This window comes from Pseudomonas sp. M1, from assembly GCF_022760135.1.
Lineage (GTDB): Bacteria > Pseudomonadota > Gammaproteobacteria > Pseudomonadales > Pseudomonadaceae > Pseudomonas > Pseudomonas citronellolis.
Genome location: NZ_CP094343.1, coordinates 4,729,558 through 4,744,611, shown reverse-complemented (window position 1 = coordinate 4,744,611; position 15,054 = coordinate 4,729,558). Strand labels below are relative to the sequence as shown.

Genomic DNA, 15,054 nt, shown 5'->3' with positions numbered 1-15,054 from the left:
ATGCCGTCGTCGCCCAATCCCTACTTCCTCCTGCCGCTGCTGCTGGCGCTGGGCGCCTGCGCGGTGGGGCCGGACTACCAGGCGCCGCAGCCGCAGGCCCCGGCCGACTGGCGCGCGGCCCATGCCGGCGATGCCGCGCTGCTGAGCGCGGGGCAGGGCGGCCAGGCCATCCCCGCGCAGTGGTGGACGCAGTTCGCCGACCCGGCGCTGGACTACCTGCAGCGCCGCGCCACGGCGGCCAGCCCGGACCTGCAGAGCGCCGCGCTGCGCTTCGCCCAGGCGCGCATGCAGCGGCAAATGGTCGCTGCCCAGCGCGGGGTGAACGTCGACGGCAAGGCCGACGTGCAGCGTCAACGGCAGAGCGAGCGTGGCGCCAGCGCGCGGATGATCTCCAGCCTGGCGCCGGGCGACAGCGACGAGCTGGCGAAGACCCTGGCCCAGCCCTTCACCCTCTACGAAGCCGGCTTCGACGCCTCCTGGGAAATCGACTTCTGGGGCCGCGTGCGCCGCTCCATCGAGGCCGCCGACGCCCGCGTAGAGCAGCAGCGCGCCTTGCTGGAACAGGCGCGGCTGCTGGTCGCCAGCGAGGTGGCGCGCGGCTACTTCGAGCTGCGCCGGGTGCAGCAGCAGATCGCCGTGACCCAGGAAGACCTGCGCGCCACCGAGGAATCCCTGGAACTGGTGCAGGCCCGCGCCGACGGCGGCCTGGTGGACGACTTCGACCTGGTGCGCCAGCGCAGCCAGCTGGAAGAGCTGCGCTCGCGCCTGCCGCAACTGCAGGCGGCCGAGGGCCAGGCGATCAACCAGCTCGGCGTGCTGGTCGGCGCGCAGCCGGGCGAGTTGCAGGCGCAGCTGAAGACGCCGCCCGCGCAATCCGCCGTCTTGCCCGACCTCAGCCCCGGCCTGCCCTCGGAAGTGGCGCGGCGGCGCCCGGACATCCGCGCCGCCGAGGCGCAATTGCACGCCGCCACGGCCAACATCGGGGTGGCGGTGGCCGAGCTGTACCCGAGCATCCGCCTGGGCGCCAGCTTCGGCTATTCCTCCTTCGAGAGTGGCGACCTCTCCGACTGGGGCAGCCGCCAGTGGGCGGTGGGGCCGAGCCTGAGCGTACCGATCTTCGACAACGGCCGGCGCCGTTCCCAGGTGACCCTGCGCAAGCTGGAGCAGCAGGAAGCCGCGGTGAACTACCAGCAGACCGTGCTCAAGGCCTGGCAGGAAGTGGACGACGCCCTCAGCGGCTACGGCGCCGAGCGCCAGCGCAACGCCCAGTTGCAGGCGCGGCTGAACAGCGCCGGGCAGGCCTACGACATGGCCAAGGCGCGCTATGCCGGCGGCATGACCGATTTCCTGGTGGAGCTGGACGCCCAGCGCAACTACCTGCAGGCGCGCCGCGACCTGGTGGACAGCGACGGCCAGCTGCGCCTGGACCTGGTGGCGCTGTACAAGGCCCTGGGCGGCGGCGCGCCGCTGCAGGGCGGCGATTCGGTCAACGAACCTTTACCGCCTGGGCAACAGTAAGCCCTGCCGTTTCCGGTAGAATGTGCGCCGCCCGTGCCGGGGCAGGGGAATGGAGGTGGTGCGTTGCGAGGCATCTGGCTGTGCTTGGGGCTGTTGGCGTTGGCCGGTTGCGGCGAGCGTGTCGAGCGCTTCGGCGGCCCGACCATGGGCAGCAGCTATTCCGTGCAGTACCTGCCGACGGCGCAGAGCCCCGCGCCGCAGCGCCTGCAGGCGGAGGTCGAGGGCATTCTCGGCGAACTCGACCGGCAGTTCTCCACCTACCGCGACGACTCCGAGGTCTCGCGCTTCAACGCCCTGCCGGCCGGCGCCTGCCAGGCCATGCCGAGCGAACTGGTGGAGCTGCTGCGCTACGGCAACGAACTGTCCGAGGCCAGCGCCGGCGCCTTCGACCTCACCGTCGAACCGCTGATGAATCTCTGGGGCTTCGGCCCGCAGTCCCGCGGCGAGCTGGTGCCGGCCGCCGACGCGCTGCAGCGCGAACGGGCGCGCGTCGGCTACCGCCATGTGCGGGTGGACGGCAGCCTGGTGTGCAAGGACGTGGCGGCGCAGCTGGACTTCGACAGCATAGTCGCCGGCTACGCGGTGGACCGCGTCAGCCAGCGCCTGGCCGAGCTGGGCGTGAAGAATTACCTGGTGGAGATCACCGGCGAACTCAAGGCCGTGGGCCACAAGCCCGACGGCTCGCCCTGGCGGGTGGCGCTGGAGGTGCCCAGCGGCGAACGCGAGCGCAGCGTGGCGCGCTCGCTGGCGGTGGACGGCTACGGGGTGTCGACCTCGGGCGACTACCGCAACTATTTCGAGGAAGGTGGGCAGCGCTACTCGCACACCTTCGACGCGCGCACCGGCACGCCGGTGCGCCACAGGCTGGCGGCGGTGACCGTGGTCGACCGCTCGACGCTGCACGCCGACGGCTTGTCGACCCTGCTCATGGTGCTGGGCCCGGACGAAGGCTACCGCTATGCCGAGCAGCACGGGCTGGCCGCCTGGTTCGTCGTGCACCAGGGGCAGGGCTTCGCCATGCGCGCCAGTACGCGCTTCGCCGAGCTCTTCCCCGATCCGGCGCGGCCATGAAAGCCGCACCAAATGTAGTGATGGCAAAATTCGCCTACCGCACGACCAAGCGCTAATGTGCAGCAATTTGTCGCGCGGCTAAGCTGCCAACATCGATTCGATCGCTCCCGGCGCCAGGCGTGCCGGGACTTTGCCGGAAGCGCCACAGGGGCGCCCCGGCCTGTTCTGAAGGAGTACGCATGGCTGTCTACAACTACGACGTGGTGATTCTCGGCACGGGCCCGGCGGGCGAGGGGGCGGCGATGAACGCCTCCAAGTACGGGCGCAAGCTGGCGGTGGTGGACAGCCGTCGCGTGGTCGGCGGCAACTGCACGCACCTGGGCACCATCCCGTCCAAGGCGCTGCGTCACTCGGTGAAGCAGATCATCGAGTTCAACACCAACCCGATGTTCCGCCAGATCGGCGAGCCGCGCTGGTTCTCCTTCCCCGACGTGCTGAAAAGCGCCGAGAAGGTGATCAACAAGCAGGTCTCCTCGCGTACCGGCTACTACGCGCGCAACCGCATCGACATGTTCAACGGCACCGCCAGCTTCGTCGACGAGCGCACCGTCGAGGTGGTGACCCCCAGCGGCGCCGTGGAGCGCCTGGTCGCCGACCAGTTCGTCATTGCCACCGGCTCGCGCCCGTACCGCCCGGCGGACATCAACTTCAACCACCCGCGGGTCTACGACAGCGACACCATCCTCTCGCTGAGCCACACCCCGCGCCGTCTGATCATCTACGGAGCCGGCGTTATCGGCTGCGAGTACGCCTCGATCTTCAGCGGCCTGGGCGTGATGGTCGACCTGATCGACACCCGCGACCAACTGCTGAGCTTCCTCGACGACGAAATCTCCGACGCCCTGAGCTACCACCTGCGCAACAACAACGTGCTGGTGCGCCACAACGAGGAGTACGAGCGCGTCGAGGGCCTGGACAACGGCGTGATCCTGCACCTGAAGTCGGGCAAGAAGATCAAGGCCGACGCCCTGCTGTGGTGCAACGGCCGTACCGGCAACACCGACCGCCTGGGCCTGGAGAACATCGGCATCAAGGTCAACAGCCGCGGCCAGATCGAGGTGGACGAGAACTACCGCACCTCGGTGTCGAACATCTATGCCGCCGGCGACGTGATCGGCTGGCCGAGCCTGGCCAGCGCCGCCTACGACCAGGGCCGCTCGGCCGCCGGCAACATCGTCGAGCAGGACACCTGGCGCTTCGTCAACGACGTGCCCACCGGCATCTACACCATTCCGGAGATCAGCTCCATCGGCAAGAACGAGCACGAGCTGACCGCGGCGAAGATTCCCTACGAAGTGGGCAAGGCGTTCTTCAAGGGCATGGCCCGCGCGCAGATCTCCAACGAGCCGGTGGGCATGCTGAAGATCCTCTTCCACCGCGAGACCCTGGAAATCCTCGGCGTGCACTGCTTCGGCGACCAGGCCTCGGAGATCGTCCACATCGGCCAGGCGATCATGAACCAGCCGGGCGAGCTGAACACCCTGAAGTACTTCGTCAACACCACCTTCAACTACCCGACCATGGCCGAAGCCTACCGCGTAGCGGCGTTCGACGGCCTCAACCGGCTTTTCTGAAATACCCCGACCGGCGGCCTGAGCCGGCCGGGGGCGACCCGCTCAGCGATTCCCGAGCGTGGCAGTGGCCAAACCGGGAAAGTCTGTAATCAGGCTGTCCACGCCGAAGTCGGCGAGCCGGCGCATCAGCGCCGGTTCGTTGACCGTCCACACCGACACGTGCAGCCCCTGCTTCTGCGCCTTGAGCAGCCGCTCCGGGGTGCACAGCGTCCAGTTCAGCGCCAGCAGCTCGCAGCCATAGTTCGCCGCCACCTTCAGCGGGTCGAGCCAGGCGTATTCGGCCACCAGCCCGCGGGACAGGTCCGGCGTCAGCTGCTGCAGCGCGCGCAGCACGGTGCGCGAGCTGGAGGTCACGGTGATGCGCTCGCGCAGGCCGAAGCGCCCGACCAACTGGTGGATGGCCTGCACGGTGCGCGCCGCGCGCTCGCGCGAAGCGCTCTTCACTTCCAGCTGCCAATGCTCGAACTCGCAGCGCTCGAACAGCTCGGCCAGCCGCGGGATGGGGCAGGGGCGCACCCAGCCCGGGCCGCCCTGGCGCGCGTCGTAGGTGACCAGGTCCTCGGCCAGTTGCTCGGACACCTTGCCGCGGCGCCCGGTGGTGCGCTTGAGCGTCGGGTCGTGGATCACCATCAGTTCGCCGTCGCGGGACAGGTGCAGGTCCAGTTCGCAACGCGTCACGCCGTGTTCCAGGCAGCGCTGGAAGCTGGGCAGGGTGTTTTCCGGCGCTTCGCCTTTGGCGCCGCGATGGCCATAGATGAGAGTCACTGGGGCTCCTTGGGAGAGGGAAGGATCGGGTTCTGCGGGCGATGCGCGCGAACCGCGTCGACCACGTGATCGTATTCGAAATAGACGCTGAATTCGCGGTAGTCCCAGCGGGTGATCGGCGGGCTGCCCACGGCCGGGTGCTCCTCGTCGGGCAGGCCGAAGCGCTCCAGTACGGCGCGCCGGCTCTCGCCGCGGGCGGGCAGGGCGATGCTGGCGTCGCCCTGGGCGCCGACGGGGATTTCCAGGGTATCGGCCGCGGCCGGCAGGGCCATGCCCAGGCACAGCAGCAGGAAGGGGATGTGCAGGGCCTTCATGAGTCGTCGCGGTCCTTCGCCTGGCGCCGTTCGGCCGCCTGTTTCTGCAGTATGTGCCGGGCCAGCAGCTGGCGCTGCGGCTCCTCGAGGTTCTCGAACAGGGTGCCGATCTCGTATTCGCCCAGCCCGCGCGACTCGCAGTGGGTGACCCGCGCGCGCAGGCTCAGGCCCAGGGCCTGGGGCAGCAGCACCAGCTTCAGCGCCAGCAACTGCCCGGGGTGGAAGGGCTCGGGGGCGATGAAGGCGATGCCGCCCTCGGAGAGGACCACCGGCTGCGCCGGGCCGACCTGCTCCAGCAGCCCGCGGGCGAGGGCGCCGGCCACCAGGTCCAGGCGCTTGTCGAGCAGCTTCAGGTAGCTGGCCAGGGGGCGGTCGCGCTCGGCGATCTGCCGCAGCAGGTGCTGCGCCTCCACTTCCAGCAGGTGCAGGTCGCCGAGCAGGTTGAACAACGGCGAATCATCCTGTAACGCTTGCGCCACCTGCTCCGCGTCCTCCGCAAGAGGGCGAAATTCCAGTGCGAGGTGATCCTCGATACGGTAGTATTCGCGGCGGTCATCCGCGTCTGGAGTGGACATGGCGAACCCACGGCGGCAGTGATGGTCTGAGTGTAAAGCCGCCCGCCGTAGCTCGCCACAACGGCCTCCGCAAACCCTTGCGCGGTAGCGGACGCCGGCCGGATCGACGCCCCAATCCCCTGACAACGGCCCTACATGTTCAGACCTCTTTCCGTCTATATCGGGACGCGCTACACCCGCGCCAAGCGCCGCAGCCACTTCGTTTCCTTCATCTCCCTGACTTCCATGATCGGCCTGGCGCTCGGCGTCATGGTGATGATCGTGGTGCTCTCGGTGATGAACGGCTTCGACCACGAGATGCGCACCCGGGTGCTGGGCATGGTGCCGCACGCCACCGTCGAGGCCTACCAGCCGATCGACGACTGGCGCGGCCTGGCCACGCAGATCAAGGCACAGCACCCCAACGTGCTGGAAGTGGCGCCCTTCATCCAGATGCAGGGCCTGCTGAGCAACAACGGCGTAGTGCAGAAGATTCTCATCAACGCCGTGGACCCGGCCGAGGAAGGCAAGGTCTCGATCATCGGCGACTTCTTCAGGCAAGGCAGCCTGGCCAGCCTCAAGCCCGGCGAGTTCGGCATCATCATCGGCGACAAGGCCGCGGCCAACCTGGGGGTGAAGGTCGGCGACAAGGTCACCTTCGTCGCCCCCGAGGTCTCGGTGACTCCCGCCGGCATCTTTCCGCGCATGAAGCGCTTCACCGTGGCCGGCATCTTCCACGTCGGCGCCGGCGAGCTGGACGGCTACGTGGCCCTGGCCAACGTCGAGGACGCCGCGCGCATGCAGCGCTTCAAGGACGGCGAGGTCCAGGGCCTGCGCCTGAAGCTCGACGACCTGTTCCAGGCGCCGCGCACCGCCTGGGAAATCGCCCAGACGCTGAAGGGCAACGACTTCTACGCCCGCGACTGGACACGCACCCACGGCAACCTCTACCAGGCCATCCAGATGGAGAAATCCATGATCGGCCTGTTGCTGCTGCTGATAGTCGCGGTGGCGGCGTTCAACATCATTTCCACGCTGGTGATGGTGGTCACCGACAAGAAGTCGGACATCGCCATCCTCCGCACCCTGGGCGCCACGCCGGGGCAGATCATGGCCATCTTCATGGTCCAGGGCAGCGTGATCGGCGTGATCGGCACCCTGATCGGCGGCGTGCTCGGCGTGCTCGCGGCGCTCAAGGTGAGTGACGCCATCGCCCTGCTGGAGAAGCTGATCGGCCACAAGTTCCTCAGCTCGGACGTCTACTTCATCGATTACCTGCCCTCGCAGCTGATGCGCGAGGACGTGATCCTGGTGTGCGCCGCCGCGCTGATCCTGAGTTTCTTCGCCACCCTGTATCCGGCCTGGCGTGCCGCGCGCACCCAGCCCGCGGAGGCCCTGCGTTATGAGTGACAAGACCGTCCTGAGCTGCCGCAACCTGCGCAAGAGCTACGAGGAGGGCCCGCAGTCGGTCGAGGTGCTGGTCGACGTGCAACTGGAGCTGTTCCCCGGCGAGCGCGTGGCCATCGTCGGCAGCTCCGGCTCCGGCAAGAGCACCCTGCTGAACATGCTCGGCGGCCTCGACATCCCCAGCAGCGGCAGCGTCTGGCTGGCCGGCGAGGAGCTGTCGGCGCTCAACGAGAAGCAGCGCGGCCTGCTGCGCAACCGCGCGCTGGGCTTCGTCTACCAGTTCCACCACCTGCTGCCGGAATTCACCGCCCTGGAGAACGTCTGCATGCCGCTGCTGATCGGCCGCATGCCGATCCCCGAGGCCCGCGAGCGCGCCGCCGCGCTGCTGGAGCGGGTGGGCCTGAAGCCGCGCCTGCAGCACAAGCCGTCGGAGCTGTCCGGCGGCGAGCGCCAGCGCGTGGCCATCGCCCGCGCCCTGGTCAACCAGCCGCAGCTGGTGCTGCTCGACGAACCCACCGGCAACCTCGACCAGCACACCGCGCATTCCATCCAGGAGCTGATGCTCGAACTGTCGCAGTCGCTGCAGACGGCCTTCCTGGTGGTAACCCACGACCCGCACCTGGCGCAGCAGATGGACCGCGTGCTGCGCCTGGAGGACGGCCGCCTGATCGCTGCCTGATCGAGCCGCAGACGCCATGTTCAGACCCTTATCGATCTTCGTCGGCACCCGCTACACCCGGGCCAAGAAGCGCAACCACTACATCTCCTTCATCTCCCTGACCTCGATGATCGGCCTGACCCTCGGGGTGCTGGCGATGATCGTGGTGCTCTCGGTGATGAACGGCTTCCAGAAGGAAATGCGCTCGCGCATCCTCGGCATGGTGCCCCACGCCGTGCTGCAGAACGCCGACGGCAAGCCGCTGGCCGACTGGCAGGCGGTGGCCGCCGAGGCCTCGAAGCAGCGCGAGGTGGTCGGCGCGGTGCCCTACACCGAGCTGGACGGCATGCTCTCGTTCAAGGGCATGATGCAGCCGATCGAGGTGGACGGCGTCGACCCGGCCCTGGAGCCGAAGGTCTCGATCATCGGCTCGCACATGGTCCAGGGCAGCCTGGACGCGCTGAAGTCCGGCGAGTCCGGGGTGGTGATCGGCCAAATCACCGCACGGCGCTTCCGCGTCAACGTCGGCGACAGCCTGCTACTGATCGTCCCCGAGTCCACCTCCGCCGCCGGCGGCGTGACGCCGCGCATGCAGCGGTTGAACGTGGTCGGGGTGTTCAAGGTCGGCGCCGAGCTGGACGGCACCCTGGCGCTGGTCCACGTCGACGACGCCGCGCACCTGCTGCGCTGGGAGCCGGGCCAGGTGCAGAGCGTGCGCATCGCCCTGAAGGACCTGTTCCAGGCGCCGGAAGTGGGACAGCGCATCGCCGCCGACCTGGGCCCGGGCTTCCGTTCGGTGGACTGGACGCACACCCAGGGCAGCCTGTTCGGCGCCATGAAGATGGAGAAGACCATGATCGGCCTGCTGCTGCTGCTGATAGTCGCGGTGGCGGCCTTCAACATCATCGCCACGCTGATCATGGTGGTGGCCGACAAGCGCACCGACATCGCCATCCTCCGCACCCTGGGCGCCACGCCGGGGCAGATCATGACCATCTTCATGGTCCAGGGCACGGTGATCGGGGTGATCGGCACCCTGGTCGGCGGCACCCTGGGCGTGCTGGCGGCGTTCAACGTCACCGCCATCGTCTCGGCGATGGAGAAGGCCCTGGGCACCCACGTGTTCAGTTCCGACGTCTACTTCATCAACTACCTGCCCTCCGACGTGCAGGTGACGGACGTGCTGCTGGTGTGCTGCGCGGCCCTGCTGATGAGCTTCCTCGCCACGCTGTACCCGGCCTGGCGCGCCGCCAGGACGCAGCCGGCCGAAGCGCTGCGCTACGAATGAACGAAGCCGCCCCGAGGGGCGGCTTCTTCGTTTCGTGGGCGCTGTCTTGCCGACTGCGCCGATCTGCTTTTCGCAGGATGGGTTGAGCTTGCGAAACCCGTCGGGCCATGGTGATGGGTATCGCTTCGCTCAACCCATCCTACGGGGGCGTGTTTGCCGAAGGGTGTAGCGGGCCCTGCCCGCGAAATCGCGCGCAGGGCGCGCTCCTACAGGGGGATGGCGTGGGTGGGGCAGCGTAGGAGCGGATCTCATCCGCGAATCGCGCCGGAATGTCCGGCTATCGCGGACAAGGTCCGCTCCTACGGGGGAATGCCATGCCTCCCGGCAAATTGTAATTGCTACCCGGCATTCTGTAGGAGCGGGCCCTGCCCGCGATTCGCGCGCAGGGCGCGCTCCTACAGGGGAATGGCGTGGGTGGGGCAGCGTAGCGGATCTCATCCGCGAACCGCGCCGGAATGTCCGGCTATCGCGGACAAGGTCCGCTCCTACGGGGAGGAATCCCGTGCCACCCGGCGACCTGTAGGAGCGGGCCCTGCCCGCGATTTCGCGCGCAGGGCGCGCTCCTACAGGGGAATGGCGTGGGTGGGGCAGCGTAGGAGCGGATCTCATCCGCGAACCGCGCCGATACCTCCGGCTATCGCGGACAAGGGGAGCTCATAACCCCTGCCGCAGATTGCGCAACGCCTGGCGCCGCCGCCAGCTGCGGCCTATCCACCAGCGCCAGTAGGCCTGGGTGGCCAGGTAGCCGAGCAGGCCCACCAGCAGCCCGCAGAGGATCGAGCCGAGCAGGAACGGCTGCCAGAGCAGCGTCAGTTCGCCGCTGATCCATTCCCAGGTGAGGTTCTCCGGCAGCGTGCGCGCCGGCACGCCCATGACCCAGGCGCCCATCTTGTAGGTGCAATAGAACACCGGCGGCATGGTGATGGGGTTGGTCAGCCAGACCAGCCCCACCGAGATCGGCAGGTTGGCGCGTACCCACACCGCCAGCGTGGCGGCCAGCAGCATCTGCAGGGGAATGGGCACGAAGGCGGCGAACAGGCCCATGCCCATGGCGCGGGATACCGACCTTCGATTCAGGTGCCAGAGGTTGGGCGAGTGCAACAGGGGCCCGAAGCAGCGCAGGGACTTGTGGTTCCTGATCAGCTCGGGGTCCGGCATGTAGCGCTGGAAAAGTCGGCGCGGCATGGGGAAATCTCTGGCAGACGAACACCGGCCATTATGCCTAGCTAGATGACAGCTTCTGTTCACCAACTATGTCCATGTGTAACCGGGCGCGGTGCACCGGACTTCGCTGCCAGGGAGGCAACCCGTGCGCACAGGGATGATGGCGCTGGCCTGCGGCCTGTTGCTGCTGCGTTTCCTGCCCCAGTTGCCACCCCTGGCAGCCTTGCTGCCATTGGTCGGAATGGCGCTGCTGTGCCTGTATCGGCGACATCACGCGGTGGCGCTCTTCCTGCTCGGCTTCGCCTGGGCCTGCCTGTTCGCCCATGACTCGTGGGAAGGGCGCCTGGCTCCCGAACTGGACGGGCGGACGCTGTGGCTGGAAGGGCAGGTTGCCGGCCTGCCGGCTGCCGCGGATGGCATCGTCCGCTTCGAGCTGGAGGACGTCCAGGCGCGCCTGGACCTGCCCGGGCGCATCCGCGTGTCCTGGTATGGCGGCCCGGAGGTGCGGGCCGGGGAACGCTGGCGCCTGGCCGTGACCCTGCGCCGTCCCCATGGCCTGGCCAACGATTTCGGCTTCGACTACGAGGCCTGGCTGGCGGCCGACGGCATAGGCGCCACCGGCAGCGTCAAGGATGGCCGGCGCCTGGCCGAGGCCACGGGACCGATGGCTTGGCGCGAAGACTGGAAGGACCGGCTGCTGGCGGTGGATGCCCGGGAACGCAACGCCTACCTGGTGGCCCTGGTCCTAGGCGACGGCAGCGGCCTGGGCCGGGACGACTGGGACATGCTGCAGGACACCGGCACCCTGCACCTGATGGTGATCTCCGGCTCGCACATCTCCCTGCTGGGCGGCTTGCTCTACGCCCTGGTGGCGGGTCTGGCGCGGCTGGGAGCCTGGCCGGCGCGCGTGCCCTGGCTGCCCTGCGCCTGTGCCGCCGCACTGGCTGGCGCCTGGGGCTATGGCTGGATCGCCGGGCTGCAGGTGCCGGCATTGCGCGCCTGCCTGATGCTCAGCATGGTGCTGCTGTGGCGCCTGCACTTTCGTCGCCAGGGCGTCTGGCTGCCGCTGCTCGGCGCTCTGCTGGTGGTGCTGCTGGTCGATCCGCTGGTCAGCCTGACGCCCGGCTTCTGGCTGTCCTTCGCCGCCGTGGCGCTGCTCGTCTACGGCTTCGCCGGGCGCCTGGGGCGGGGGGCCGGCTGGCTGGCCTGGGGGCGCGCGCAGTGGCTCATGGCCCTCGGGCTGGCACCGGTGTTGCTGGCCCTGGGCCTGCCGCTGAGTCCCGCCGGCGCGCTGGCGAACCTGATCGCGGTGCCCTGTGTCGAGTTGCTGGTGGTGCCCCTGGCGCTGGTCGGCAGCCTGCTGCTGTGGCTGCCGGCGGTGGGCGAGGGGCTGCTATGGCTGGCCGGTGGCGTGCTCGACGTGCTGCTGGGCCTGCTCGGGCGCCTGTCGCTGTATTCCCCGGCCTGGCATCCCATGGCACCGCCGGCCTGGAGCATCGCCCTGGCCCTGTTCGGCGCGCTGCTGTGCCTGGCGCCGGCCGGGCTGCCGCTGCGCCCGCTGGGCCTGGCGTTGCTGTTGCCGATGTTCTGGCCGCATTCCACTACGCCGCCCCATGGCCATGCCGAAGTGCGGGTGCTGGACGTGGGCCAGGGGCTGTCCGTGCTGATCCGCACCCGCCAGCACACCTGGCTGTACGACGCCGGACCGCGCCGGGGCGATTTCGACCTCGGCGAGGTGGCGGTGCTGCCGACTCTTCGTGGCCTGGGCGTCGAACGCCTGGACGTGCTGCTGCTCAGCCATGCCGACAACGACCACGCCGGCGGTGCCCGCTCGGTGTCGGCGGCCATGCCGGTGACGCGGATCATCAGCGGCGAGCCCGGGCGCCTGCCGGGCAGCCTACCTGCCGATCCTTGCGGCAACGAAGCGTGGCAGCTGGACGGCGTGCGCTTCTCCACCTGGCAGTGGCCCGGCGCGATGGACAGCAACGGCCGCTCCTGCGTGCTGCACGTCGAGGCCGGCGGCGAGAGCCTGCTGCTCACCGGCGACCTGCCGGCCGCAGGCGAGGTCGCCTGGCTAGCCGCCCATCCTGGGCTCGGCGCCGACTGGCTGCTGGCCGGCCACCATGGCAGCCGCAGCGCCTCTTCCGCGGCCTTCGTCAGGCAACTGGCGCCCCGAGCGGCGCTGGTTTCCCGCTCGCGGCACAACGCCCATGGCCATCCGTCCAGCGAGGTGCTGCAACGCTTTGCCGAGCAGGGGACGAAGGTGCACGATGTGGCCCGGGAGGGCGCCCTGCGCCTGCTCCTGGGCCAGCGTGGAACGCTGCGCGGCGTGCGCGAAAATGCCGGATTCTGGAGGGAAAAATGAGAACGGCGACGGTCGGCGGGGCAGGGGCCCTGTGCTAGAGTGTCGCCACTTTTTTTCAGGGGATTCGCCACTGTGTGGGAACTGGTCAAAGCCGGCGGCTGGATGATGCTGCCGATCATTCTGAGCTCCATCGCCGCCACCGCCATCGTCGCCGAACGACTCTGGACCCTGCGCCGCAGCCGCATCGCCCCGCCGCAGCTGCTGGGCCAGGTGTGGAAGCAGATCAAGGACAAGAAGCTGAACAGCCAGGCGCTCAAGGAGCTCAAGGCGTCTTCCCCGCTGGGCGAGGTGCTCGCCGCCGGCCTGGTCAACTCCAAGCACGGCCGCGAGATCATGAAGGAGTGCATCGAGGAAGCCGCCGGCCGGGTGATCCACGAGATGGAGCGCTACCTCAACGCCCTCGGCACCATCGCCGCCATGGCCCCGCTGCTCGGCCTGCTGGGCACGGTGTTCGGCATGATCCAGATCTTCAGCGCCTTCATGGGCGACGGCATGGCCAACGCCCCGCAGCTCGCCGGCGGCATCTCCAAGGCCCTGGTGACCACCGCCTCCGGCCTGATCGTGGCCATCCCGGCCGTGTTCTTCCATCGCTACCTGCTGCGCCGCGTCGATGAGCTGGTGGTGGCCATGGAGCAGGAAGCGATCAAGCTGGTGGAAATGGTCCAGGGCGACCGCGAGGTCGACCTCTCCGAGGATGGCAAAGCGTGAAATTCCGCCGCAGAAACGGCAGCGCCGCCCGCGATGACGTGTTCATCAACCTGGCGTCGCTGATCGACGTGATCTTCGTCCTGCTGCTGTTCTTCGTGGTCACCACCACCTTCAGCCGGCCGACGCAGCTGAAGGTCGAGCTGCCCGAGGCGGTCAGCGGCACGCCGCCGGAAGCCACCGACATCAAGCCGCTGGAACTGGACATCGACGCCGCCGGCCACTACGCGCTGAACGGCCAGACTCTGGTCAACGGCGACATCGCCACCCTGATGGCGGCGATGCAGAAGGAATCCGCCGGCGACAGCAGCCTGCCGCTGGTGATCACCGCCGACGGCAAGGCCACCCACCAGTCGGTGGTCACCGCCATGGACGCCGCCGGCAAGCTCGGCTTCAGCCACCTGCGCATCACCACCGTCGAGGCGCAGCCGGCGGCCAAGCCCTGATGGCGTTTTCCGAGCGCCTGCTGCAGGCCTGGTACCAGGGCCACCCGGCCCTCGGCCTGCTGCGCCCGCTGGAGGCGCTGTACCGGCGCATCGCCCTGCGCAAGCGCGCCGACTACCTGGAAGGCCGGCGCCAGGCCTACCGCGCGCCGGTGCCGGTCATCGTGGTCGGCAACGTCACCGTCGGCGGCACCGGCAAGACGCCGATGATCCTCTGGCTGATCGAACACTGCCGCGCCCGCGGCCTCAAGGTCGGCGTGGTCAGCCGTGGCTACGGCGCCAAGCCGCCGAGCCTGCCCTGGCGGGTGCGCGCCGAACAGAGCGCGGCGCAGGCCGGCGACGAGCCGCTGATGATCGTCCAGCGCTGCGGCGTGCCCCTGGTCATCGACCCGGACCGCCCGGCCGCGGTGCGCGCGCTGCTGGCCGAAGAGCCGCTGGACCTGATCCTCTGCGACGACGGCCTGCAGCACTACCGCCTGGCCCGCGACCTGGAGCTGGTGCTGATCGACGCCGCGCGCGGCCTGGGCAACCGCCGCTGCCTGCCGGCCGGCCCCCTGCGCGAGCCGGCCGAACGCCTGGAGTCGGTGGACGCGGTGCTCTACAACGGCGCCAGCAGCGATCCGGCCGGGGCCTTTTCCTTCGTCCTGCGGCCGAGCGCACTGGTCAACCTGCGCAGCGGCGAGCGCCGCGACCTGACGCACTTCCCGCCGGGCCAGCAGGTCCACGCCCTGGCCGGCATCGGCAACCCCCGGCGTTTCTTCGCGACGCTCGAGGCGCTACACTGGCGGCCTGTTCCGCACGCCTTCCCGGACCACGCGGCCTACAGCGCCGAGCAGCTGCAATTCAGCCCGCCGCTGCCCTTGCTGATGACCGAGAAGGATGCGGTGAAATGCCGGGCCTTCGCCGCCGCCGACTGGTGGTACCTCGCGGTCGACGCGCAGCCATCCCCGGCCTTCGTCGCCTGGTTCGACGCCCAGCTCGAGCGTCTGATCGCGCGCTGACGGGTGGCGCCGCCACCCATTGCTTTCCAAGGATTCCGCCATGGACCCGAAACTCCTCGACATCCTCGCCTGCCCGCTGTGCAAGGGGCCGCTGAAGCTCACCGACGACAAGTCCGAACTGATCTGCAAGGCCGACGGCCTGGCCTACCCGGTGCGCGATGGCATCCCGGTGATGCTCGAAGGTGAAGCCCGCACGCTGAACGTCGACGAACGCCTGGACAAGTGAC

Annotated in this window: 15 protein-coding genes; 11 read left to right on the top strand and 4 right to left on the bottom strand. The window is 69.0% G+C overall.

Going from position 1 to position 15,054, the window contains the following annotated elements; genetic code table 11:
- From PM1_RS20820 to sthA, 3 genes are all read left to right on the top strand, one after another.
- The gene (locus PM1_RS20820) at window positions 1-1,518 is read left to right on the top strand and encodes an efflux transporter outer membrane subunit (RefSeq protein ID WP_009621378.1); all 1,518 of its coding nucleotides are present in this window, start codon (window positions 1-3) and stop codon (window positions 1,516-1,518) included.
- 63 nt (window positions 1,519-1,581) lie between these two features.
- A complete protein-coding gene (locus tag PM1_RS20815) occupies window positions 1,582-2,589 on the top strand; it encodes an FAD:protein FMN transferase (RefSeq protein WP_009621379.1) in 1,008 nt (335 codons plus the stop codon).
- A gap of 179 nt (window positions 2,590-2,768) precedes the next feature.
- Window positions 2,769-4,163 (top strand): Si-specific NAD(P)(+) transhydrogenase, encoded by a 1,395-nt coding sequence (sthA, locus tag PM1_RS20810; RefSeq protein WP_009621380.1) that lies wholly within the window; start codon window positions 2,769-2,771, stop codon window positions 4,161-4,163.
- Between the two features lie 42 nt (window positions 4,164-4,205).
- On the opposite strand, the gene PM1_RS20805 is transcribed toward sthA, so the two are convergent.
- Genes PM1_RS20805 through PM1_RS20795 form a run of 3 tightly spaced genes read right to left on the bottom strand, consistent with a single transcriptional unit; the run spans window position 4,206 to window position 5,817 of the window.
- Complete coding sequence (locus tag PM1_RS20805) at window positions 4,206-4,928, bottom strand: glycerophosphodiester phosphodiesterase (RefSeq protein WP_009621382.1); 723 nt, start codon at window positions 4,926-4,928, stop codon at window positions 4,206-4,208.
- Window positions 4,925-5,242, bottom strand: a complete 318-nt coding sequence (locus PM1_RS20800) for a hypothetical protein (RefSeq protein ID WP_009621384.1) — start codon at window positions 5,240-5,242, stop codon at window positions 4,925-4,927. The genes PM1_RS20805 and PM1_RS20800 overlap by 4 nt, the downstream gene beginning before the upstream one ends.
- Window positions 5,239-5,817: a PilZ domain-containing protein gene (locus PM1_RS20795; RefSeq protein WP_009621386.1), complete on the bottom strand. Its 579-nt coding sequence runs from the start codon at window positions 5,815-5,817 to the stop codon at window positions 5,239-5,241. Before PM1_RS20795 ends, PM1_RS20800 begins: the two co-directional genes overlap by 4 nt.
- A 135-nt stretch (window positions 5,818-5,952) precedes the next feature.
- Here PM1_RS20795 and PM1_RS20790 point away from each other — a divergent pair, with 135 nt between their 5' ends.
- From PM1_RS20790 to PM1_RS20780, 3 genes are read left to right on the top strand one after another with little or no spacing between them, the layout of a single operon-like run.
- Window positions 5,953-7,206 carry a lipoprotein-releasing ABC transporter permease subunit gene (locus PM1_RS20790; RefSeq protein ID WP_009621388.1) on the top strand — a complete coding sequence of 418 codons (1,254 nt, stop codon included), beginning with the start codon at window positions 5,953-5,955 and terminating at the stop codon, window positions 7,204-7,206.
- The gene (gene lolD / locus PM1_RS20785) at window positions 7,199-7,882 is read left to right on the top strand and encodes a lipoprotein-releasing ABC transporter ATP-binding protein LolD (RefSeq protein ID WP_009621390.1); all 684 of its coding nucleotides are present in this window, start codon (window positions 7,199-7,201) and stop codon (window positions 7,880-7,882) included. Before PM1_RS20790 ends, lolD begins: the two co-directional genes overlap by 8 nt.
- A 16-nt stretch (window positions 7,883-7,898) precedes the next feature.
- Window positions 7,899-9,149, top strand: coding sequence for a lipoprotein-releasing ABC transporter permease subunit (locus PM1_RS20780; RefSeq protein ID WP_009621392.1), 1,251 nt, complete (start codon window positions 7,899-7,901; stop codon window positions 9,147-9,149).
- Window positions 9,150-9,803: 654 nt separating this feature from the next.
- Here PM1_RS20780 and PM1_RS20775 read toward each other — a convergent pair.
- Window positions 9,804-10,334, bottom strand: coding sequence for a DUF2062 domain-containing protein (locus PM1_RS20775; protein ID WP_009621394.1), 531 nt, complete (start codon window positions 10,332-10,334; stop codon window positions 9,804-9,806).
- 136 nt (window positions 10,335-10,470) lie between these two features.
- Here PM1_RS20775 and PM1_RS20770 point away from each other — a divergent pair, with 136 nt between their 5' ends.
- The 5 genes from PM1_RS20770 to PM1_RS20750 all read left to right on the top strand — a co-directional run bounded on the left by PM1_RS20770 (window position 10,471) and on the right by PM1_RS20750 (window position 15,053).
- Complete coding sequence (locus PM1_RS20770) at window positions 10,471-12,678, top strand: DNA internalization-related competence protein ComEC/Rec2 (RefSeq protein ID WP_152604544.1); 2,208 nt, start codon at window positions 10,471-10,473, stop codon at window positions 12,676-12,678.
- 72 nt (window positions 12,679-12,750) lie between these two features.
- A complete protein-coding gene (locus PM1_RS20765) occupies window positions 12,751-13,386 on the top strand; it encodes a MotA/TolQ/ExbB proton channel family protein (RefSeq protein ID WP_009621398.1) in 636 nt (211 codons plus the stop codon).
- A complete protein-coding gene (locus PM1_RS20760) occupies window positions 13,383-13,829 on the top strand; it encodes an ExbD/TolR family protein (protein WP_009621400.1) in 447 nt (148 codons plus the stop codon). The genes PM1_RS20765 and PM1_RS20760 overlap by 4 nt, the downstream gene beginning before the upstream one ends.
- Entirely contained in the window at window positions 13,829-14,827 is a 999-nt protein-coding gene (gene lpxK, locus PM1_RS20755) for a tetraacyldisaccharide 4'-kinase (protein ID WP_009621402.1), read from the top strand. Before PM1_RS20760 ends, lpxK begins: the two co-directional genes overlap by 1 nt.
- 40 nt (window positions 14,828-14,867) lie before the next feature.
- Window positions 14,868-15,053 (top strand): Trm112 family protein, encoded by a 186-nt coding sequence (locus PM1_RS20750; RefSeq protein ID WP_009621404.1) that lies wholly within the window; start codon window positions 14,868-14,870, stop codon window positions 15,051-15,053.
- Window position 15,054: the final 1 nt, after the last annotated feature.